Below are 22,379 nucleotides of genomic sequence, written 5' to 3'. Positions count from 1 at the left end.
CCCCTTATCAAGGGGGGCAGGGGGGATCAAAGGCAAAATCTATCTTCAATTTAATTAGAACCACTTACTGAATAAAATGGCAGCAAGAAGTCATCAAAAAAATCGTTTGCGCTTTAGCCGCAAGGTAGGGGGCCAGGAAGAGCGCAAACTCAGAGCTAGAGTAGAAAAGAAGCACAGTATATGGTTTGGCCTGGGGTTATTGGGATTAGTCGGCTGGTCAGTTGTTCTACCCACTCTCTTAGGTATGGCACTCGGTATCTGGATCGATCGAGAATGGCCGAGTCGCTTTTCCTGGACATTAATGTTAATGTTGGCTGGGTTGATGCTGGGCTGTTTGAATGCCTGGCAGTGGGTTAAGCGCGAACAATCCGCCATCGAGGGCGCACGCGAGCAATCGAAAAAGGAACTCAATCATGATTGAACTGCTGTATTTTCCTCTGGCACTATTGGCGGGAATGGCCTTGGGTTTGGCCTATTTTGGGGGATTGTGGCTAACGGTGCGTCAACTCCCCAGAACCAATAATCCCACGGTATTAACTTTGATTAGTTTTTTGGGGCGTACAAGCATAATTTTGCTGGGATTTTATGCGATAATAGCTGCAGTCCCCCACTTGCCAGTCCTCCACTTGCTGTTAAGCCTGGCCACCTTCTTCTGGACGAGAAATCTAATATTGCAGCAGGTTCAACCTAAATTCAGAAGCAACTAAGTACAATAGCTGATGTATCTAAGTCCTGACAAGATTATTTTCTGGCAATCAGGAGCAATTACCCTTAATGCTACTCTGTTATTTACTTGGGGGTTAATGGCGTTATTGGGCATTAGTTCCTGGCTAATCACGCGCCGACTATCGACTGATACTCGTCTGTCTCGCTGGCAAAATGTTTTGGAAGTTGTAATCGAAGAATTGCGGGGTCAAATAAGAGATATTAGCGGATGCCAACCGGATATCTACTTGCCATTTATTGGTACTTTGTTTATTTTCATCGCCGCTTCCAATCTTTTAGAAATCATACCGGGATATCATCCGCCTACGGCCTCTCTTTCTACAACGGCAGCACTTGCTATCTGTGTTTTTTGGGCGGTGCCATTTTACGGCATACGTCAGTCAGGGTTAAAAAAATATCTCAATCACTATTTACAACCCCATCCCTTGATGTTACCTTTTCATCTGATTGGGGAACTGTCACGCACCTTGTCCTTGGCTATCCGGCTGTTTGGCAATGTGATGAGTGATGTCATGATAGTAGCTATTCTTTTATCCATTGCCCCTCTCTTTTTCCCGATTATCATGCAGGTATTGGAGCTACTGACTGGATTAATTCAAGCGTATATTTTTGCGATTTTGGCTATGGTTTATATTGCTTCGGCAACAGAAGCACAGCAAGTAGTTAATAATTCTCATACAGGCGAAAAGGAGCAAAGAAACCATGAATAATATTGGCTTGACGGCAATGATATCAATTTTAGCGGCTGGATTAACTATGGCGATCGGTTCAATCGGGCCGGCACTGGGAGAGGGAAGAGCCATCGCTCAAGCTTTGACCGCTTTGGCGCAACAGCCAGACGAAGCCAATACGATTACTCGAACGTTATTTGTTGGTTTGGCATTTATTGAGTCAGTGGCAATTTATTGTTTTGTGATTTCGCTAATTTTAATTTTTGCCAATCCTTTTTGGAGTTATGTAGTGACTAAAGCGGGGGGATAATTCCGTGGCAGTTGATTGGTTTACCTTTTTGGCCCAAATTGTTAATTTCTTGATTTTGGTGGCTGTACTGCAAAAGTTTCTCTACCGTCCTATTATTCAGGCAATGGAACGTCGGGAAAAAACAATTAGCGATCGCCAGCAAGATGCCGAACAAAAGTGCCAATTAGCGCGAGAAGAAATCGAAAAATACCAACAAATGCAGCAAGATTTTGCGACTGAGCGCTCGACGATGTTGGCTCAAGTTAAGGCAGCAGTTGCACAGACGCAAACAGAGTTAATGCAAGGTATCCGCACTGAAGTAGAAGAAGACCGATCTCGCTGGCAAGAAATAGTTCAACGGCAAAAAGATGCCTTTTTGCAAGAGTTGCAACATCGAGCATTACAACAGATTCAGGAGACAATTCGCCAAGTTTTGGCAGCTCTAGCCGATGTCCAACTGGAACAGCTTGTCATTCAAGTTTTCCTTGAGCGAGTTCGCAATTGGGAGCGGGAAGAAAAACAAGTGCTTTGTCAAGCGATCGCCGCAACGGCCAAGACGCGGGAGGCAATCATCTCTAGCAGCTTTGAAATCTCGGAAGAATTGCGGCAGCAAATTATCTCAGTTCTTCGCCAAGAACTTGTTGGTGATCTGGATATAAAATTTGAAGTGAAACCGGCCCTTATCTGTGGCATTGAGTTAAAAACCTCTGGCCGAAGAATCGCCTGGAATGTCGAGGAATTTTTGAACGACTTTGAAGAGGACTTAGCCGTTGTCTTTACGCGAGAGACGAGGGGTAATCAAACAATACCATGAACCGAGATGAGCAAGCTTTACATCGATTGCTAGAGGATACCTTCTCTAGCTGCCAACGGATTTTAGGCGAGCAGCGCCCACAACTTAAATACCGAGAAATTGGCACGGTAAACTTTATCGGTCAAGGGATTGCCCGGATTGCCGGCTTGCCCGGCGTAAAATCGGAAGAAATTGTTTGTTTCCAGGGAGATTCTCTGGGTATGGCCTTTAACTTGGATATTGATGAAGTCGGCACTATCCTCTTAGATAAAAGCGAACATTTAAAAGCAGGGGATGAGGTACGCCGGACGGGACGAGTGCTAGATGTGCCGGTGGGTGACGGACTCTTAGGGCGAGTAGTCGATCCCATGGGTCGCCCCTTGGATAACCGGGGGCCAGTGCGGGCGGCACAAAGATATTTGGCCGAGCGAAAAGCCCCAGCAATTATGGATCGCGCTCCGGTGACAGTACCGCTGCAAACGGGCTTAAAGGTGGTGGATGCTCTGATTCCCATCGGACGGGGCCAGCGAGAATTGATTTTAGGCGATCGCCAAACAGGAAAAAGCTCGATCGCTCTTGACACGATTATCAACCAGAAAGGTGAAAAGGTGATTTGCGTTTACTGCGCGATCGGACAGCGCAGTTCGGCGGTGGCTAAGTTCGTCGCTGACTTGCAGCAGTATGGGGCGATGGACTACTGTTTGGTCGTCTTTGCCGCTGGGGAAGAACCACCGGGCTTGCAGTTTATTGCTCCCTACACCGCCACGGCCATGGCAGAGTATTTTATGGAGCAGGGCCATGATGTCTTGATTGTTTATGATGATTTGACCGCTCATGCTCGCGCTTATCGAGAGCTATCTCTGTTATTACGCCGTCCTCCCGGTCGAGAAGCTTTTCCAGGGGATATTTTCTACATCCATTCTCGTTTGCTCGAACGCTCTACACGCCTAAATGCTGCCCGAGGAGGTGGTTCTTTAACTGCATTGCCGATTGTCGAAACCGAAGCCCAAAATATCTCTGCTTACATTCCGACCAATTTAATCTCAATTACCGACGGGCAAATCTATCTCTCTCCGGTGCTGTTTCAAAAAGGAATTTTGCCGGCGGTAGATGCGGGTAAGTCGGTGTCGCGAGTGGGGGGGAAGACTCAATTAGCTGCCTATCGTGCTGTGGCGAGTGATTTACGCCTATCCTATTCCCAGTTTGAAGAACTAGAGGTTTTCTCCCGTTTTGGCACTCGTTTAGATGAAGTCACTCGTCAAACTTTAGAACGAGGGCGGCGCGTGCGGGAAGTTTTGAAACAAAATCAGTACGAACCGATGCCGGTTCCCGAACAAATTGCTATACTCCTAGCGGTGACATCAGGAGTATTTGATCGATTGAAAATCGCGGAAATTCCAGCGGCCGAAAAAGCCGTCGCTTTAGCAATACGCCAGCAATTACCCGCAATATGTGTTCACCTACAATCTGGCAAAAAACTGAGCGATGGGGATTTCCAGAATTTAGTCAATCTAGCTGAACAAGCAATTGCTATCCCAGAATAAATTAACTCGACTAATTGCCAATCCACACAGATCATGCCAGTCCTTGAATTGCTACAACGACGAATTGCGATCGCGCAAGAACTTCAATCCGTTGTCAAGACCATGAAAGTTCTTGCAGCGGCCAGCATTCATCAATATGAACAGGCAGTAGAATCCCTTATTGAGTATAATCGTACCATTGAGATGGGCTTGCAAATTGTTTTAGGATCAGCAGTATATCAACACCATGCGATCGCTGCAAGCCCCAGAAAGCTTCCGAGAAATAGTCCTTTAGGTGCGATCATATTTGGTTCAGACCAGGGTATGTGCGGTCAGTTCAACGAGCAGATTGTCCGCTACGCCGTTACTCAGATTCAGCACTTGTCTATTGACTCCAACAAACTGGCAGTCTTGGCTGTAGGTGCGCGGGTAATTCCCCCCTTAGAAAATGCGGGAATAGTCAGCGAACGGAACTTTGCGATGCCCACTTCTCTTGCTGGCATCACGTCAATGGTTCAAGAACTGCTACTACACATCGAAATGTGGCAATCTCAAATGCAAATAGATAAAATTGCCTTGTTTTACCATAAGCCTCGCTCCAATATATCCTATCAACCTCATACCTTACAATTATTACCTGTGGATAAAAAATGGCTAGAAGACTTACAGCAAAAAAGGTGGGTAGGAGCCACTTTGCCTACTTTTACCATGGATTGGAGTCAGTTATTTTCTGCTTTGATCGAGCAATATTTATTTATTTGTCTCTATCGTGCTTTGGCTGAATCTTTGGCTAGTGAAAATGCGAGCCGACTGGCATCGATGCAAGCATCCGAGAAAAATATAGAAGAGCAATTAGCACAACTTCACGCTCAATTCCAACAGGAACGGCAAACTGCTATCACTGAAGAAATGTTGGAAATCGTCTCTGGTTTTGAGGCACTAATTAGGGCTGGCTGAAAAAGCCTGAAATGCCGATAGGAAAAAGGTTTCGACTCAATAAAGTCGGGAAAAAATGCCCAAAAAAAGGGAAAATACCCTAAAAGCCCTACACTTTTTTTATTAAGTACAGATGTATAGTATCCCGACCGCAACTCCATCAAAACCAGAATCATTTTAGGGTGGTATTGGTATCATTAATTATTCAAGAAAGATTAGGAATAAGTGATATGTAGATGCTGCTAACTTATGAGGAAAGTCGCCTTTCTAACCCGAAGTTTTGATGAGTTTAACTAATGGGCGATCGCAGATAAAAAAGTTTAGGATAAAATTGCCAGCCTTATTAAAGATGTTCAAAGAGAGCCTTTTTCTGGATTAGGAAAACCAGAAGCATTAAAACATGAACTATCAGGATTATGGTCACGACGCATTACAAAAGAACATCGCCTAGTTTATAGCGTGTCTGATGAAGAAATTGTGATCATTTCCTGTAAATTTCACTACTAATAATCGCCAGAAATTACAGAAATAGCTGAGAGCAAGGCTCTTCTGGTTTTTGTGTGGAAGGAAGAAGAATAGGGATAATTTGGGTGCATCTCAATTTTGGACAAATATCTAGATGACATTTTGGGCGCACGCAGTTCGATAAACTCACTGACCACGGTGCGCCCCTACCATTGGCGCAATAATATTATTGTAGGGGCGAATTGCATTCGCCCTCTTTGAATAACTTCTGCTGCTCACCTATAGGTGAGGGAAAGTCACAAATTTAATAGTCTTGAACACTTTAAACAGGATTTAGTATTACACAAAAGCTAGAACCTCTGGAAGTGCGTTGCAAGGGACACCCTTGCAACGAGGTAGAAATGAGAAGAACCCTTTACTGATTAATTTTTCACAAAAGTAAATTTACCATTTTTACCATCGGCATCCATTTTAATTTGTGCCACGGAGAATTTATCCTGAATGATTTCCCCTTCGGGAGTAAAAGCAATATTTCCCAGGACAGTGACATACTTACCCGCTAAAATTTCCTGATTTAATTGTTGGCGAATTTGTTCGAGGGAAAGTGTACTGAGTTTATTTTTATCATCTACCCGTTTTAATGCCTCGACAAAAACTTGAATTCCAGTAAAAGCTTGAGCGGTAAATTGGGGCGGTGCTTTTTTATTTTCTGCTGTATAAGCGGCGACAAAATCCCGATTAATAGGATTATCTAATTCCGGGTTATAAGCTTGAGCGATGAGAATACCATCACATTGAGCTTGACAAACCGGGAAAATATTAGAAGTATTTAAACCATTGCCCCCAATAATTAACCCCTGATAACCTAATTGTCGCAACTGTTTGACTAAATTTCCTCCGTCAGCAACCAAACCAGAAATAATCACTAAATCCGGTTTAATATTAATAGCGGCAGTGGCTTGGTTTTGAAAATCTGTATCGGTGGTTTGGAATTTCTGCACGGTGACAATATCAAGATTTAAACTCTTTAGGGTTTCTTGAAAAGTTTCCGTTTCCGATTTACTAAAAGCATCATTTTGGGCAAAAAAGACAGCCACTTTTTTAATCTTGGGATCGATTTTTAAAGCAGTTTTAACCGCATTGGGAGCGACCACAGCCACAGGAGCGGACACCCTACCCACATATTCACCGATCTGGGGGATACCTTTAGCCGTGTTAGAAGGGCCGAGAATGGGAACTTTAGCTCGATCGGCGATCGGACTAGCGGCAAAAGCTTGCTGGGACAGAGACGGACCAAGAATACCCACCACTTTATCTTGAGTGATTAGGGTATTAATGGCGTTGATCGCGCCCTGTTCATCCCCGGCCACATCCTGGATAATAACTTTAATCGGTGTTCCATTGACTCCGCCCTTTTTATTAAAATATGTTTCAGCCATCTTGACACCGATCACCTGTTCCTGTCCCAATAGGGCGAGATTGCTGGTTTGAGCTAAAGCTGCACCGATAGGAATAGGGGAAGTGGCGGCGTTTTCTGCGGGACTGGGGTTAGTTTGACTGGTGGGAGTGCTGGAATTACAGGCCACCACTAGACCAAAAGTGACTAGGGATAGTATTAAGGGGATTAATAAACGTTTTCTGAGCATCTTAACTCTCCAGAGGCTGATATTGTTGATGACACTATTATTTCGCTAATCGGGTTGATTTCAGCGATAATTCTCGACGCGATCGAGTCAGATTTTGCTCCCTCAGCACCCTTTGTTTCCCCTAATTTTGTCGATTAACCTCCCCGTCTCACCTCCCTTTTCAGAAAAACGATTTGCCTTTTCTGGTTCTGTCGCCTAACCTAGTAGTTAGGGAATTTATTATTGCCCTTCCCGTCCACAAACCCCAGCAAGCGAAAACATCCATTTAAGATTATGACTAACCCCGTTATTCACGCCTTTTTCCTCGGACGAGCGATCGCTGAAGTGGTCAGTGAACAGCTAGAAGATGCGTTTACCAACGCTTTAAGCGAATTAGGCAAATTTGATGCCGAACAACGGGAAAACCTGCGGCAATTCGTCGAAGAAGTGCAAATGAGAGCCGATCGAGCCATGGAAAAGGGAGTATATACTGGTACAGACTCCAGTGGTTCCTCCAGTGCCGATGTGCAGGAAAACATCGACGAAATGCGGGCCGAAATCGCCCAATTGCGCTCGGAACTAAAAAACTACCGAAATTAACCCAAAACCCTCTTTTAGTCGCTTTAAAGCCCCAAAAACTGCGTGTCAGCCCTTCTACCCGTCCCCGTTACCCCAGAGTTAAACCCAGCAATGCCGGCCCTCCAAGTCGCCAAAAATAGCTATCGTTGGAATCAAGAAAACTACTCCATCAATCGTCGTCGTCTAGATATTTGGCGATTCGTTCTGACTGTACTTTATCAATTCTGGCTCAACGGTAAAAAATGGAGCTATAACGGTGGCTATAGCGAGGAAAAACTCGCCAGCAGACGCAGAAAACAAGCCGCTTGGATTCGGGAAACCATGCTAGAATTGGGCCCAACTTTTATTAAAGTCGGTCAACTGTTCTCCACCCGGGCCGATCTTTTTCCCCTAGAATATGTGGAAGAACTCTCGAAACTACAGGATCAGGTTCCCGCATTTACCTACGAACAGGCCAGCAAAATCATCGAGGTATCCCTCGGTAAACCCCTCAATCAACTCTTTAAAAGCTTCGATCCTATTCCCCTAGCAGCCGCTAGTTTAGGACAAGTTCACCGGGCCCAACTGAAGACCGGGGAAGATGTGGTGGTCAAAGTCCAACGGCCTGGATTGAAAAAATTATTTAGTATCGATCTGACCATCCTAAAAAAAATCGCCCAATATTTCCAAAATCATCCCAAATGGGGTAAAGGTCGCGATTGGACGGGTATTTATGAAGAATGCTGTAAAATCCTCTGGGAAGAAACCGATTATCTCAATGAAGGTCGTAACGCTGACACTTTTCGCCGTAATTTTCGCGGGGAAGATTGGGTGAAAGTACCGAAAGTCTATTGGCGCTACACCGCTCCCCGGGTTTTAACCCTAGAATACCTCCCCGGCATCAAAATCAGTCATTATGAAGCCCTAGAAGCAGCCGGACTCGATCGCAAATTGTTGGCTAAACTAGGAGCAAAAGCTTATCTAATTCAACTACTCAATAACGGCTTTTTTCACGCAGATCCTCACCCCGGCAATATTGCCGTTGATAGTGATGGCTCCCTAATTTTCTACGATTTCGGCATGATGGGACAAATTAAAACCAATGTGCGCGAAAAATTAATGCAGACTCTCTTGGGAATTGCCCAAAAAGATGCCGATCGCGTGGTCACTTCTCTGGTGGATTTAGGAGCATTAACTGCTAATGGTGATATGGGAGCAGTGCGGCGATCGATCCAGTATATGCTCGATAACTTCATGGATAAACCCTTTGAGGAGCAATCCGTGGCCTCTATCAGCGATGATCTCTATGAAATCGCCTACGATCAGCCTTTTCGCTTTCCCGCTACCTTTACCTTCGTCATGCGAGCATTTTCTACCCTGGAAGGGGTAGGCAAAGGACTCGATCCCGAATTTAACTTTATGGAAGTGGCCCAACCTTTTGCCCTGCAATTAGTAAATGATATGACGGGAAATAATGGCAGTAATATCCTCGATGAGTTAGGACGACAAGCAGCCCAAGTGAGCAGCACCGCCCTGAGTTTACCCCGACGCATCGATGATACGATCGAAAAATTAGAACGGGGTGATATCCGTGTCCGGGTGCGTTCCAGCGAATCCGATCGACTTTTGCGGCGATTGGGTATGATTCAAATGGGAACCAACTATACTTTACTGGTCAGTGCTTTACTTATCTCAGCGACGCTTCTATTTGTCAGTGGTTTTGGTTGGTTAACTTTAGTGCCGATGGCGATTTCGCTGCTGCCGGGGATAGCTCTTGTGAGACTCTGGCGAAAAATTGAACGTCAGGATCGCATGATGTAATTTGCGGGATAATAAATATTGTGTTAAAAGCAGAAATTTCGATGAACAATCTTTCTTTTGGAGGACTGACCGATCCTGGTGTAGTGCGATCGGTTAATCAGGATAGTTATTATATCGACCCCGAGCGGCGCTTTTTTATCGTTGCTGATGGTATGGGAGGTCATGCGGGGGGCCAGGAAGCTAGTCAAATCGCCACTGAAACTATCCAAGCTCATCTAGAAGAACACTGGAATTCGCCCCTGACTGCTGGGGAATTGCTACAGGAGGCAATTACTGCCGCTAACGAGAAGATTATTGAAGATCAACTGAAAAATCCCGAAAGACAGGACATGGGGACAACCCTAGTCATGGCTATCGTCCGAGATGATGGCTCTTGGTACACCCATATTGGTGATTCCCGTCTCTATCGCTTTCGTGAGCAAAAATTAGAACAGGTGACGGAGGATCATACCTGGGTAGCTAGGGCGATAAAAATGGGTGATCTGTCCAAAGAAGAAGCCAAAAACCACCCTTGGCGGCACGTTTTATTTCAATGCCTTGGTCGTCGCGATTTGCCCCCAGTGACCGTATCTCCCCTCGATCTGCAATCCGGCGATAGTTTGATTCTCTGTAGTGATGGTTTGACGGAAGAACTGTCCGACGAGCAAATTAGCGATTATTTGCAAACTGGTGCCGATTGTCAGGAAATTGTCGAGAATTTAGTGGCAGCGGCCAAAAAAGCCGGCGGTTCTGATAATATCACCGTGGTCATGGTCAGCTGTTGACTATCTAGGGTTTGCGGCAAAAAGTTTCTCGTGGGGAAGTGGGGAGATGGGAATTATGAATTATGAATTATGAATTATGAAGTGGGGAAGTGGGGAAGTGGGGGAATTTCAACTAAAACCCTAACACCCTAAAACCCTAAAACCCTAAAACCCTAACACCCTAAAACCCTAACACCCTAACACCCTAAAACCCTAACACCCTAACACCCTATCTCCTGCCGATCGCCTCATCTCCACAAGCAATTTAAATGCGCGGGCAGCTTACTCGATCGCTCCTGCTTGTTGTAATAAAGAAACGATCGCCTGATGGTGATTAAATTTAGCTAACATTAAAGCGGTCATTCCCCCTTGATTTTTCTGATTTAAGTTCACCTTTCCCCCGTCTAACAAAACTTTAACCGTGTCGAGACAACCGTGATAACTGGCCCACATTAAAGGGGAAGCGCCGCTAAAATCGAGTTTATTGACATCGGCACCGATATCGATTAACCAGCGCACCAATTGACTATTATTGTCCTCACAAGCTTTCATGAGGACGGTTTTGCCATCGGGATAAACGGCGTTGGCATTAGCCCCGTAGTCGAGGAGATAACGGCAGATTTCCGTAAATTGGCGCTGTAGAGCTAAAGTTAAGGGGGTTTCTCCCTGCTGAGTTAGGTTAGGATCGGCTCCCTGTTTTAACAATTCTAAAACGATCGCTTCGTATCCCTGCACCGTGGCGATAAGCAAGGGTGTATCACCAAAATGGTTGCGGTGATTGACAAAAGCGCCGGCTTGTAGTAAGGCCTGGACGATCTCTAAATGTCCTTCGATCGTGGCTAAATGCAGAGCCGTTTCTCCAGCCTGATTTTGATTGTCAATACTAGCCCCCTGAGCAAGTAAAAGTCGGACAATATCGAAATATCCCTCGGCAGCGGCGATCATCAGGGCTGTTTCTCCCTCCTCCGTGCTAATGTTTGGATTTGCTCCCGCTTGCAGTAAAGTTTGTACGCTGCCGAGATTTCCCCTCTCTACAGCCAAAATTAAGGGAGTTTCCCCAGATAAAGTGGGAGAATCGAGAGGCATACCACGGTTAATAAACAATTGGAGGATTTCTGGACGATTAGCGTTGAGAGCCTCTAACCAAGCTTCTTGACGGATTTCTTCATCTACACCACGATCGAGCAGTAAACCGACAATTGCAGCGTAATTTTGGCTAATTGCTACAGATAAAGCTGTATCTCCATCCCGATCGCGCATATTGACCCGAGCGCCGGCGGTTAATAACTGTTCTGCGATCGCTGTATGACCCTTATAAGCGGCAATCATTAGTGCTGGTGTACCATCTTGATTGACCTGATTGACATTAGCAGCGGCGGCGATTAATTGAGCGAGGATTTCACTGTGATTGAGGGCAGCCGCTAACATGAGAGGGGTTAAACCTTGAGGTTGTTTACTTTTGTTGATATCAGCCCCAAATTCTCGCAAAATTGCCACAATTTCCCGATGACCCCCCTGCACGGCATAGATTAAAGCCGTCGTATTGTGGCCATCGGTGGCGTTGACATTTGCCCCCTGACTCAGTAAAGCTTGAACCCGCGCGAGATTGCCCTGACGCGCCGCTTGTATTAACAAGATATCCCAATTAGAAGCCATTAACAGTGACCGATCGGCAGAAAGTATTTTTTCTATTATCGATCGTTATAGGCGGGTAAACGGACAGAAAAGCTACTACCCCGTTCTAATTCTGAGGTGACGCTAATAGTTCCCCCATGAGCATCGATAATGCGACGGGAGAGATAAAGTCCTAACCCACTGGTGGAAGTTTCTACGGAACCGGAGTACAGGCGCTCAAAAATCCGGGGTAGTTCTTCTGCTGCAATGCCGATACCAGTATCCTCAATGACAATGGTTACAAAAGCATCTTCCTCTGTGGCGGGGATGAGATGAATTTTCACATAACCCTGTTCGGTAAATTTAATCCCATTGCTGATGAGATTGCTAAAAACGCGCCGCAGTTCTAATACATCTCCATTGAGGAAAATTTCCCCAGTATTTTCGGCATTTAAGCTTAATTCTAGTCCTTTTTCTCGGGCAAGGGGATCTAACTCCTGAAAAACTTCTTCGAGAAGATCGATAATCTTGAATTTAGTAAAATTAAGTTTTTTTTCCCCGTTTTCATGAAAATAAACTTCCAAAAGATTACTAACCATTTCCAAGAGATTTTTATTACTGCGAATAATCACCTGAATAACTCGACTCATTTCGGGAGTAATCTCACCGTATAAACCTTCTTTAAATAGTTCTAATATGTGATTAGCCGAGACTAAGGGAGTTCGTAAATCGTGGGTCATCCTCGCAATAAAATCTTCTTTTTGTTTAGCTAAATGCTCTTTTTCTTGTTTGGCAATCGCCGCTTCTTGTTCCGCTTCATAGATGCGTAGGGCGTTTTGCATCGCTTGATTTAAGCGCGAGGGAGTAAGACGAAATTTACTCAGATAATCGGAAGCACCAGCTTTCATCATATCGACGGCAATTTCTTCGTCTCCGTGACCGGTTAAGATAATTAGGGGGATTTTAACTCCCTGCTGCCGAATTTCCCGCACCAAAGTCAAACCATCTCGATCCGGTAGAAGATAATCGATCAATACACAGTCGAAAAGATTATTGGACATCTTTTCCTTAGCCTCTTCATAGTCAGCGGCTTCTGTTATTTCTGTCTCCAGCCCCGCTCTTTTTAACAATCGGCGCACATTGTTCCGATCTGCTTGGTTATCATCAACAATTAGAATTTTTAACTGGTTTGACATCGCCAATTTGACTTTGAATTGCATTACTATCTGACTGATCATATATAATAAGTTACCTTAACTCTGCCTCAGTAGTCAAGACATTTTCGATGTCAATTCTGACAGCGTTTTTCCTAAAGGTGAAGTGTAACCTAATTTGCTATTGACTGCTAAATCCCGACGACTGGTTCCCCAAAAGGAAAACTTTGTACCTCACTATTAAGATGACTTCCAGAATCAGAAACAATACTTAAACAAAACGGCAATGCTTCAGCAGAGCGCTTTCTAGTAGGGGATGATATTCTTTTTCGGGGATAGTATAGGCCCCAAATCTAGCCAGATGGGGATTTTGCATTTGGGCATCAAATAGACAGAAATTCCCTTCTCTGAGGTGTTCAACTAACTTGACCATGGCAACCTTAGAACCATCGGGAATTTCATAAAACATCGATTCCCCGATAAAAACCCCGCGAATTGCCAAACCTAAAATCCCCCCCGCTAATTGATCCCCTTGCCAAGTCTCGAAACTGTGGGCCCAACCGGCCTGGTGTAATTGCTGATAGATTTGGATTAACTCCGGGGAAATCCAAGTCAGCGAGCGATCGGCACAACCGGCACAAACCCCAGCAAAATCGCGGTTAATAGCCACGCTAAAGCGATTTTGATTCAAAACTCGTTTTAGGGACTTGGGATACCTAAAACGCTGATCTAGAGGGATAAGAGCGCGATTTCTACTAGAATACCAATCCAATCGCCCCCCCTCATCGGCCATGAGAAAGTAACCGCGTGCGTATCCTTGTATAATAGAGGCGGTATCCACGACTCCCCCCAAGAATTCAGTCTTGTAGCCTGATCATTCTCTAATTATGCCCGATCATCCCGCACCAATTCCGCCTATTACTTTACCACCGATCGAAAATCCCCAACAGGAACAAACTTGGCTGCGCACCGCTTTACATCGTTGGTTAGATGCGGAATTTATTCCCGAAGCTATTAATGAAACTATCGCTGAACGCGCTAGTCAAATTTTTCTGCGTCAGCGTTTGGAAGGGGAAAACGATCTCGGTTGTCTAGTAATTGCGATCGTTACCGAGATGCAAGCTTTTGATTTCCGCGAAAGTTTTTATAGTGAATTTGCCATCGCTAACGCCGTCAGTGATTTAATTTTAGATAGTTTAGGAATCGATCGCTGTTGTGGGCAAAGTTAGACAGTTTTTCTTTGTTACTGGAGTTTAATTTCTATTAGCGACCCTGCTAATTTTTCTGTGCGAATAGGGTACTGCTCATTTAAAAAGTTAACAAAATCTTCTTCGGGATGTGCCACGACGATATTACTGTAGTTTTGGGCTAATTCCTTGAGATTGAGTTTTTGCCGCCAGGATTCCACATCGCCATCCTGAAATAATTGAAACTTAACTCGATCGTTAACTAAATAGGATAATGCCAAAAAGAAACTAGGGGTATTATCGCTGATAACTATCGGCTTGCTCATGGAGTTTAAAACAGGGGCGATTTCTAGATTAGCTCCACTGGCTGTACCTCGTTGATCGTCTAAACCCGCATCAGGAGTTAACCCCAGAAATACACCAGATACTATACCTAGTAGCAGGAAAATTAGCAGGATTTGTTGTCCTAAATAGTGCAGCCAATTTTTTGGGGACTTTGAGCCGATATAACTGGCAATCAGGTAGGATATAGCCATCTGCATTCCCAGAAAAACCGGTAGATAATATCTAGCTTGTAGAGAGCGGATCGATGGTTTTAATAAATCAGGTACAATTTGAAACAGTGTCGGAACAACAATCAAAGTTATGAGGAATAACCAAACTTTCGGCGAGGTGTATCGGATGAGATGATAAAGAGAATAGACCACTAACAATAATATTAATAGATGAAAAGTCGATTCTAATTTTCCTTTGCGGTGAAAGAAATCCACAAATACATGACCAGTATGAAGAAATAAGGTTTGAGATATTTCGATGATATTAGTCTTAAACTGTCGATAGTATTGGGTATTGCGATCAATTTTGTCTAGGTTGCTAAAAATCACGAATAGCCAAGGGCTAAATAAAACTAAGCTGCCAACAGCTGCCAATACATAGCTAACAACTGTTCTTGTAATTTTCAATCTCTCTAGAAGAATCACATATAAAGCTTGGGCGATGGCGACGGTAGCAGAAAATAAATGAGTATAAAAAGTCAAGGCTAAACTCAGGCTATACCAGAGCCAACTTTTAAGCGTATTTTTACGGATTGCTCGTAAAAGAGCAATTCCTGATAAAAGAATTGTCAATGTCCAGAGACTATACTGGGTGGTATTTTGAGCCACAAGCATCTGAAAGGGAGAAACAGCGAATAAAGCGATTGCTATCCAGCCCGTTAGGGAGGAATCGAACAATTCTAGGCATAACCAATAAAGGCAAGGAATGACTAAGATGCTTAAGAAAATCGAGAAAGTTCTGGCGGAATTTTCGATGGGGATTAACTGCATCCAGAAACGCGCTGACAAATGGTATAGGGGAGGATGTTCTGGATTCCCCATCAGAGAGCGCAAGGCATCGGATAGAGAGCGTTCGGAATGAGGATGTTGAAAATATTGTAGGTCTTTCCTGCCAATAATTTCACCGTTGAAAGCCTGCTCCCGCACGTCTTGAGTCGTGTATCCCGAAAAACGCATAATACTTCTAACTTCATCGGCGCTATAGACTTTTTCCTCTATATGAAAAAACCGCAATCCCATACCGATCACTAAAATAGTGATAATCAAAAACTTTCCGAAATTAGCGGCCGATTGATCAGGTAAATATTTTTTCTGGTCTATCATAAGTTTATTTGTCCGTAGGTCATCAATCGACAAGAATTAATTGATAGTTGTTGGGAAAGTTTAATTGATTTCCAACCCAGCGATCTCAGCGATTGTATAAGCGGGTCTGCCTTTAACTTCTTCGTAAATTCGCCCGATGTATTCCCCTAATATGCCAATACTGATCAATTGTACCGAACCCAAGAAAAACACAGCGATCAAGATAGTAGCTAAACCAGTAACGGGAGATTCGGGTTGCTGTAAGCGCCAGTAGAGAACCAGTAAAGCCATCAACAGGGCAATTAAAGCAGAAAATAAGCCTAAATAAGTGGAAAGACGCAGGGGAATCTTAGAAAAAGACACCAAGCTATTAATCGCTAAAGCTAGGGATTTTTTAAAAGTGTACTTGACTTCCCCAGCAAACCGGGGATCCCGCTCAAATTTAACAGCAGTTTGTCGGAAACCAATCCAAGCGCGCAAACCGCGAATATAACGATTCCGTTCTGGCATAGAATTTAAGACCTCCACCACCTGACGATCCATCAGACAAAAATCCCCCGTGTCCGCAGGGATATCCACGTCGGCTAATTGTCGCAGCAATCTATAGAAAACGTAGGCAGTTAGGCGTTTAAACCAACTTTCTTTTTTCCGTTTTGTTCTCTGGGCGTAAACCACATGATAACCTGCTTGCCAAGACTCAATCATTTTGGGAATCAATTCTGGTGGATCTTGCAAGTCGGCATCGAGGACAACAATAACTTGACCCCTAGCAAAATTAAGTCCTGCCGTTACTGCAGCCTGATGGCCAAAGTTACGAGCAAAGCTAATGTAACAGACCCTAGCATCTCTTTCCTGTAGTTCCCGCATTAAATTTAAGGAACTGTCCCGACTGCCATCATTAATCAGAATCAGTTCCACAGAATCATCTAAACTATCCATGACGGCACTGACACGGCGATAGAGTTCTGGAATGGTTTCTTCCTCGTTATAAATCGGGATAATTAGCGAATATTTCGGCATTTTCGAAAGTTGGAACGGACAAAAGCCGGGTTTTTATGGCGGCTGCTACGCTAAATATTCTGCTAAAGTATCCCTTTTGTCAACTTAATAAATTACTGCTAGACAGTGCTTTTAAATTGCCAAAGAATGATCGACCATTGCTTGCCGACGTAAACAATTCCAGTAGGCTGCATAGAGATCCGTCTGTTGACCGCGTAGGGAAGCGATCGCAGGTGCGGCAGGAAAAGGCCAGAGACGATCAAAAACCACTTCTCGATGAGCCAGACGAAACTGTAGCAAGTAAACAGAAGCAGGAGCCTGTAAATTATCCAGTAATTGCGCTGCCAGCCGGTGTAAAGACTTAAGACTCTCTCTTTCTAGACTAATCGGCTGACTGTAGGCATTAGGGATCATACCCTCCCCGATTACCTCACCGTATTCTAAACCCTTAGATGTCACTGTGATCGGCAACCAAAGATCCCCAAAAGAAGAATCTCCCTGACTGGTTTTATAGTGCAGGGTATGGGCAACCCAAGCGCGTCTTTCTTCGATATCTCGACAAGCTTGATAAACTTTTTTACCCGGAAAATTCACCCAATTGGGCAATTGAATCGTTAAGGGACACCAGATTAAATTATTTTGGCTGGTTTTACCCGACTCCATTTTTGACCACAAAGAAGCCGTCCCCGTCACCTCCACCGCCAAGGATTTAGGAACCGCATTTTTTAAGGCAATCACCATTTTTTCGGTAACGGGCGATAGCCGAGACATCTGACCACTGGCTTGAGCTTCGGCATTAACGAGAATGATAACTTTGTCCATTTCTTCTTGTGGGTTGGGTGAACTTGAACGATCAGCGGTGAGGTTGGTTAAGAATGCGAACTGACTGGGGTTCAATGCTTCTGTAGTCGCCATGGCAAAAGCTATTTCTCTGGATTTTAGCGAATTATACAAGAGCGCAACTATTTTTTACGGATTTTTTCCACAGCAACCAGATTCAAGGCGGGATTTTGCTGCTCCCCCTCATAGAATACCTTAAGTAATCAGTGATCACTGATTACTCAAATCTGAATAACTGGTAACTGATCACTGAAATTACTCGTCTTCGGCGAAAATAAAGCGAGTTAGTTCACTAGGATCGGGTTCGGGGCTAGATTCGGCAAATTTAACCGCTGCCTCGATTTCAGCTTGAATTTTCTCCTCGATTTCTTTTAATTCTTCTCTCGTGGCCAGATCTCGCTCGTAGAGGTAGGCGGCAAAGCGAGTGATCGGATCTCTTTCGCCCCAGAATTGTTTCTCGTCAGCACTGCGTAACTCGTCGGGATCTGCCAGAGAGTGACCCCGGAAACGATAGGTTAAGGCCTCAATCAAAGTCGGCCCCTCACCGGCGCGGGCGCGGGACACGGCTTCTCTGGCAGCGGCATGAACGGCGACCACATCCATACCGTCCACTTCCACACCGACCATACTAAAAACACTGGCTTTTTTATAGATTTCCGGTTGGGAAGTGGCTCGATCGTGGGCCATACCGATCGCCCACTTATTATTTTCCACCACATAGATAATCGGCAACTTCCAGAGGGCGGCCATATTCAGACACTCAAAAAACTGGCCATTATTACTCGCCCCATCGCCAAAGAAACAAACCGTTACCTGATCGGCACTGGCATCAGCCATGGCTTCCCGACGGTATTTACTTTGAAAAGCCGCCCCGGTAGCGACGGGAATCCCCTCGGCCACAAAAGCGTAACCCCCTAAAAGCTTATGTTCAGCGGAAAACATATGCATGGAGCCGCCCCGTCCTTTACTACAACCAGTAGCTTTGCCGAATAACTCCGCCATTACCTCCTTAGCGGGAACTCCGGCACTGAGGGCGTGGACGTGATCGCGATAGGTGCTAGAAACGTAATCTTCTCCCTGACGCAAGGCTTTAATAATACCGCTAGATATCGCTTCCTGACCGTTGTAGAGATGGACAAAACCGAACATTTTGCCCCGATAATACATTTCGGCGCATTTATCTTCAAACATCCGCCCCAAAACCATATCCTCGTATAGGCGAAGACCTTCAGCTTTGGTAATAATGATGGAAGCAGGATTAAAGGTTGGTAAAGTACGTTCGGAAATCATAGGGTCTGTAGTATCATTTAGACAACAAAAAGGCAAGGGGAGAGGAAGCGGTAGATTTTTCGAGAATTCTGGCAGTGAATTTTTTGGTCTTAAACCAAGGGGTTCTTAGTATTTTCTCTCTCAAATCTAATCTTAGTCAGTCAGAGATTGGCTAGGATAAGATGGTATCTTGTTATTTTACTCGCTCCGCTCTCACTTACATCATTTAATTCACTAAGGACTCTCCAGAGTTGAGGTACAGCTAACCGTGCGAATTCCTCTTGACTACTACAGGATATTGGGAATCCCCTTTCAGGTGAGTGCCGAGCAGATTGATTTGGCCCACGCCGATCGGGGACGGCAATTGCCACGTCAAGAATACAGTCAAACAGCGATCGTTGCCCGTCAGCACTTGTTAGATCAAGCTTACCAAGTGTTAAGTGATCCAGATCGCCGTCGTGATTACGATGCCCAATTTTTCGACCCCAATCCCCTGCTTCTCAACCCAGAAAGCAGCACCGAAAACCTCGATTCTCAGGCTGGGGAGGTGGCCGCTGCTTCCTCAGAATATCCCACTCCCCAGATTACCATTGCCCCCGCCGATCTAGTGGGAGCTTTGCTCATCCTGCAAGAGTTGGGAGAATACGAGTTAGTGATTCGTTTGGCCGAAACTTATCTAGATTTGGAGCCAACTACTCGCCCAGACATGATCTTAACCTTGGCCTTGGCCTACGGGGAATTAAGTCGGGAATATTGGCAGGATAAAAATTATGAACAGGCGGCCAGCACAGCAGCTAAAGCCTTGACTTGGTTGGAACAAGAACAAGTGTTCGCACAAGTAGCCAGCGAGATTCGCCATGATTGCGATCGCTTGCGTCCCTACCGGGTTCTGGAATTGTTATCCCAGGAAAAAAAACCCGGTCTTGCCCGTCAGCACGGCTTAAATCTCTTGGAGGAGATGTTGGCCGCTCGCGGCGGCATTGATGGCCAGGGCGACGATCGCTCTGGGTTGGGGGTGGATAATTTTTTACGCTTTATTCAACAGTTACGGGTTTATTTAACTCAGGCCGAACAGGAGAAAATCTGGGCAAAAGAGGCAGAACGCCCCTCGGCTGTGGGTAATTATCTGCTGGTTTATGCCTTGATTGCCCGCGGTTTCGCCCAAAAACAACCCGCCGCTATTGTGGCAGCCAGCGATCGCCTACAGCAATTACAAAAACATCAGGATGTCTCCATCGAGCGATCGATCTGCGCCCTGTTGCTCGGTCAAACCGAACAAGCAACCACAATTTTAGAAAAAAGTCAAGAGCAAGAAATATTAAATTATATTAAGGAACAATCTGGGCAATCTCCCGATCTTTTGCCCGGGTTATGTCGTTACGGTGAGCGTTGGTTACAAACAGAAGTTTTCTGTCATTTTAGTGATTTAGTCGAGCAGAAAGCCTCACTCAAAGAGTATTTTGCCGAGGAAGAGGTACAAAATTATTTAGAAGAATTGTCAGGTTTTCCTGACGAAAAAGTTCCCGTGTCGGTTCAAGAAAAGGTTAGCGAACCTTTAGAATCGGAAGTAAATGTTCTCAAAACCCACACCCCCCCCACCCATTTAAACCCAGTGCCAGGAGCGACACCGATGAGGGAATCTGCTTACTCTTCCCATTCTCGTCCCCAAAAACCGTCTTTAGCTAGAGCTAACGGTGAGCGGACAGGCACTGCTGTACCTGCCCTGAGAGCCACCGCTCAGGAGGAAACTTTCACTCCCTATACTCAGGGCAGTGTGGTGGTGACGGCAGCCGATCATCAACCGGCACTTAATCCCCCCCGTCGTCTTCCCCGTCGCTCGCGCCACCCAGCAGCGGGTAACTCCAGGCCGGCAGCCCCAGAAACGGTAAAAACTGCCCTAGTCCCACCGAAACGGAGACGACCGGCCCGCAGAAAACTACGACTCGATCGAGTGGCAATATTGGGGGTAGGATTAGTGGGAACGATAGCAGTCTTGGCCTTGGGGGTAAGGGCAATTGTCGATAGTCAATCTCCTTTGGCAGCCTTGCAAGGGGAACAGTTACCGATTTCTTTAAATACTCCCATACTAGAAATTCCTTCGGCTAACGCGGAAGTGATGGAAAGGACTCCCTTAGACAAGGAAACGGCCAAGGAGACGATTCAAGCTTGGTTAGGGGCAAAATCGGCCGCTTTTGGCAGTGAACACCAAAAAGAGCCATTGAAAGAGGTTTTAACGGGTTCAGCTTTGGAAATTTGGCAAAAACGGGCGGCGGCTTTACAGGGAAATAACTATTGGCGCTACGATCATCAGGTGGATGTGCGATCGGTCACTAATAATCCGAAAAATCCTAATTTAGCGACAGTAGAAGCGATAGTCAACGAAAAGGCCATGTATTTCCATAATGGCAAGGAAATTGTCGAGCGTTCCTATAATGAGTCCTTGAAGGTGCGCTATGATTTGGTACGGCAAGGAGATAAATGGTTGATCGAAAAAACCCAAGTCTTACCCTGATTTTTCCCGATTAAATCCCCAAAAAACGTGGTAATTATGAATTATGAATTATGAATTGGGAAGTGGGGAAGTGGGAATCATGAATTATGAATTATGGTTCTTCGCTACCTAGTATGGTTCAATGGGGTGGCATAAATCGACTAAATCCTTATCTGGCAAGAGACTTAATTGATTAGCTCGCTCTAGATAAAAAACAATTGACAAAAATCGCTAAATGCCTTTGTATATAAGGTTTCCATCCCTTATAACCCCCGTCCATTGCATAACACAAACCGAAGAGCCATAACTGATAACTAAAGACCGACTGCCCCAAAAGACCAACTTTGTACCTCACCATTAAGATAACTTCTATATCTTTAGACTGATAAATGCTCGATTTGCTTAATATTTTTTAACATAAAATACGCCCTTTGATTGCTGTAATTGGTTTCCTAGAAGTCAAGCTAATGAGTTATAATCATGGGTGGGAATCCGTAGTTCTTAGAGGAAAAAAGCGGGGCAATCTCAATGTTTTGCCCACCGACAAGACCATGATTTTGATGTTTTAAAAATCTCGCATAAGTCTTTAAGAACTTTTAAAATCAGCATTCACACAGGAGGGATATTATGACAGGTAAGAGTAAACGCGGTTTTGCCTCTATGGATCAAGCTAAACAAAAGGAAATCGCTAGTAAAGGTGGTAAAGCTGCTCATCAAAAAGGTACAGCCCACGAATTTACCTCCGAAGAAGCTCGCGAAGCGGGACGAAAGGGTGGTGAAGCGGTTAGCCGAGATCGCGCCCACATGGCAGCTATTGGACGGGAAGGAGGCAAGAATTCCCACAAAGGCAGTCGCAAAAACTTAAACTCCGGGGAAAATTCCCCAGTCAACGAGTCTATAGGTGAAAATTCCTCAGATTTCAGCAACTCGGAGGCAAATAGTTGACTTTTCTTGACTTTTTCTCAGACTGAGAGGGTGTTGGGGTGTTGGGGTTTTAGGGTGTTGGGGTTTTAGTTGAATTCCCCCATTCCCCCATTC

The 22,379-nt window shown here is 45.0% G+C and carries 22 protein-coding genes; 14 read left to right on the top strand and 8 right to left on the bottom strand.

Annotated features, from left to right (window positions below; genetic code table 11):
- The first annotated feature begins 76 nt into the window (after window positions 1-76).
- The 8 genes from IQ234_RS12065 (at window position 77) to IQ234_RS12030 (ending at window position 5,445) form a co-directional block, all read left to right on the top strand.
- Window positions 77-421 carry an AtpZ/AtpI family protein gene (locus IQ234_RS12065; protein ID WP_190357833.1) on the top strand — a complete coding sequence of 115 codons (345 nt, stop codon included), beginning with the start codon at window positions 77-79 and terminating at the stop codon, window positions 419-421.
- The gene (locus IQ234_RS12060; RefSeq protein ID WP_193957268.1) at window positions 414-707 is read left to right on the top strand and encodes an ATP synthase subunit I; all 294 of its coding nucleotides are present in this window, start codon (window positions 414-416) and stop codon (window positions 705-707) included. The genes IQ234_RS12065 and IQ234_RS12060 overlap by 8 nt, the downstream gene beginning before the upstream one ends.
- 12 nt (window positions 708-719) lie before the next feature.
- On the top strand, window positions 720-1,436 hold the full coding sequence (locus IQ234_RS12055) for a F0F1 ATP synthase subunit A (RefSeq protein WP_193957267.1): 717 nt from the start codon (window positions 720-722) through the stop codon (window positions 1,434-1,436).
- A complete protein-coding gene (locus IQ234_RS12050) occupies window positions 1,429-1,707 on the top strand; it encodes a F0F1 ATP synthase subunit C (protein ID WP_193957266.1) in 279 nt (92 codons plus the stop codon). Before IQ234_RS12055 ends, IQ234_RS12050 begins: the two co-directional genes overlap by 8 nt.
- Window positions 1,708-1,711: 4 nt before the next feature.
- Window positions 1,712-2,500 carry a F0F1 ATP synthase subunit B gene (locus tag IQ234_RS12045; RefSeq protein ID WP_193957265.1) on the top strand — a complete coding sequence of 263 codons (789 nt, stop codon included), beginning with the start codon at window positions 1,712-1,714 and terminating at the stop codon, window positions 2,498-2,500.
- Window positions 2,497-4,023 carry an alternate F1F0 ATPase, F1 subunit alpha gene (locus IQ234_RS12040; RefSeq protein ID WP_193957264.1) on the top strand — a complete coding sequence of 509 codons (1,527 nt, stop codon included), beginning with the start codon at window positions 2,497-2,499 and terminating at the stop codon, window positions 4,021-4,023. Before IQ234_RS12045 ends, IQ234_RS12040 begins: the two co-directional genes overlap by 4 nt.
- A 33-nt stretch (window positions 4,024-4,056) precedes the next feature.
- On the top strand, window positions 4,057-4,959 hold the full coding sequence (locus tag IQ234_RS12035; RefSeq protein WP_193957263.1) for a F0F1 ATP synthase subunit gamma: 903 nt from the start codon (window positions 4,057-4,059) through the stop codon (window positions 4,957-4,959).
- 309 nt (window positions 4,960-5,268) lie between these two features.
- The gene (locus tag IQ234_RS12030; RefSeq protein WP_322743453.1) at window positions 5,269-5,445 is read left to right on the top strand and encodes a Txe/YoeB family addiction module toxin; all 177 of its coding nucleotides are present in this window, start codon (window positions 5,269-5,271) and stop codon (window positions 5,443-5,445) included.
- Between the two features lie 380 nt (window positions 5,446-5,825).
- Here the strand turns inward: IQ234_RS12030 and IQ234_RS12025 are convergent, their stop codons facing one another.
- Window positions 5,826-7,049 (bottom strand): ABC transporter substrate-binding protein, encoded by a 1,224-nt coding sequence (locus tag IQ234_RS12025; protein WP_193957262.1) that lies wholly within the window; start codon window positions 7,047-7,049, stop codon window positions 5,826-5,828.
- Between the two features lie 273 nt (window positions 7,050-7,322).
- Between IQ234_RS12025 and IQ234_RS12020 the strand changes: the two genes are divergently transcribed.
- The 3 genes from IQ234_RS12020 to IQ234_RS12010 all read left to right on the top strand — a co-directional run bounded on the left by IQ234_RS12020 (window position 7,323) and on the right by IQ234_RS12010 (window position 10,171).
- Complete coding sequence (locus IQ234_RS12020) at window positions 7,323-7,628, top strand: DUF6825 family protein (protein ID WP_002742311.1); 306 nt, start codon at window positions 7,323-7,325, stop codon at window positions 7,626-7,628.
- 90 nt (window positions 7,629-7,718) lie between these two features.
- Complete coding sequence (locus tag IQ234_RS12015; protein WP_193957270.1) at window positions 7,719-9,407, top strand: ABC1 kinase family protein; 1,689 nt, start codon at window positions 7,719-7,721, stop codon at window positions 9,405-9,407.
- A 41-nt stretch (window positions 9,408-9,448) separates the two neighbouring features.
- Window positions 9,449-10,171, top strand: coding sequence for a Stp1/IreP family PP2C-type Ser/Thr phosphatase (locus IQ234_RS12010; RefSeq protein WP_193957261.1), 723 nt, complete (start codon window positions 9,449-9,451; stop codon window positions 10,169-10,171).
- 261 nt (window positions 10,172-10,432) lie between these two features.
- Here IQ234_RS12010 and IQ234_RS12005 read toward each other — a convergent pair whose 3' ends face one another.
- The 3 genes from IQ234_RS12005 to aat form a co-directional block, all read right to left on the bottom strand.
- Window positions 10,433-11,806, bottom strand: coding sequence for an ankyrin repeat domain-containing protein (locus IQ234_RS12005; protein WP_193957260.1), 1,374 nt, complete (start codon window positions 11,804-11,806; stop codon window positions 10,433-10,435).
- 35 nt (window positions 11,807-11,841) lie between these two features.
- Entirely contained in the window at window positions 11,842-12,960 is a 1,119-nt protein-coding gene (locus tag IQ234_RS12000) for a hybrid sensor histidine kinase/response regulator (protein WP_193957259.1), read from the bottom strand.
- Window positions 12,961-13,189: 229 nt separating this feature from the next.
- Window positions 13,190-13,771 (bottom strand): leucyl/phenylalanyl-tRNA--protein transferase, encoded by a 582-nt coding sequence (gene aat, locus IQ234_RS11995; RefSeq protein WP_110578900.1) that lies wholly within the window; start codon window positions 13,769-13,771, stop codon window positions 13,190-13,192.
- Window positions 13,772-13,805: 34 nt separating this feature from the next.
- On the opposite strand from aat, the gene IQ234_RS11990 reads away from it, so the two are divergent.
- On the top strand, window positions 13,806-14,147 hold the full coding sequence (locus tag IQ234_RS11990; RefSeq protein ID WP_012267070.1) for a hypothetical protein: 342 nt from the start codon (window positions 13,806-13,808) through the stop codon (window positions 14,145-14,147).
- A 14-nt stretch (window positions 14,148-14,161) separates the two neighbouring features.
- Here the strand turns inward: IQ234_RS11990 and IQ234_RS11985 are convergent, their stop codons facing one another.
- From IQ234_RS11985 to pdhA, 4 genes are all read right to left on the bottom strand, one after another.
- On the bottom strand, window positions 14,162-15,763 hold the full coding sequence (locus IQ234_RS11985; protein ID WP_193957258.1) for a glycosyltransferase family 39 protein: 1,602 nt from the start codon (window positions 15,761-15,763) through the stop codon (window positions 14,162-14,164).
- A 60-nt stretch (window positions 15,764-15,823) separates the two neighbouring features.
- Window positions 15,824-16,762 (bottom strand): glycosyltransferase family 2 protein, encoded by a 939-nt coding sequence (locus IQ234_RS11980; protein WP_193957257.1) that lies wholly within the window; start codon window positions 16,760-16,762, stop codon window positions 15,824-15,826.
- 111 nt (window positions 16,763-16,873) lie between these two features.
- On the bottom strand, window positions 16,874-17,656 hold the full coding sequence (locus IQ234_RS11975) for a hypothetical protein (protein ID WP_193957269.1): 783 nt from the start codon (window positions 17,654-17,656) through the stop codon (window positions 16,874-16,876).
- Window positions 17,657-17,836: 180 nt separating this feature from the next.
- Window positions 17,837-18,871 (bottom strand): pyruvate dehydrogenase (acetyl-transferring) E1 component subunit alpha, encoded by a 1,035-nt coding sequence (pdhA, locus tag IQ234_RS11970; protein ID WP_193957256.1) that lies wholly within the window; start codon window positions 18,869-18,871, stop codon window positions 17,837-17,839.
- A gap of 247 nt (window positions 18,872-19,118) precedes the next feature.
- Between pdhA and IQ234_RS11965 the strand changes: the two genes are divergently transcribed.
- Both IQ234_RS11965 and IQ234_RS11960 read left to right on the top strand, forming a co-directional pair.
- Window positions 19,119-21,362, top strand: a complete 2,244-nt coding sequence (locus IQ234_RS11965) for an IMS domain-containing protein (protein WP_193957255.1) — start codon at window positions 19,119-19,121, stop codon at window positions 21,360-21,362.
- Window positions 21,363-21,968: 606 nt separating this feature from the next.
- Window positions 21,969-22,286, top strand: coding sequence for a KGG domain-containing protein (locus IQ234_RS11960; protein ID WP_104396717.1), 318 nt, complete (start codon window positions 21,969-21,971; stop codon window positions 22,284-22,286).
- Window positions 22,287-22,379: the final 93 nt, after the last annotated feature.

Origin of the sequence: Microcystis aeruginosa LEGE 91341, from assembly GCF_015206885.1 — a bacterium.
Classification (GTDB): domain Bacteria; phylum Cyanobacteriota; class Cyanobacteriia; order Cyanobacteriales; family Microcystaceae; genus Microcystis; species Microcystis aeruginosa_H.
Note: the sequence above shows the minus strand (reverse complement) of the source record. Positions and strands in the feature narration are given on the sequence as shown.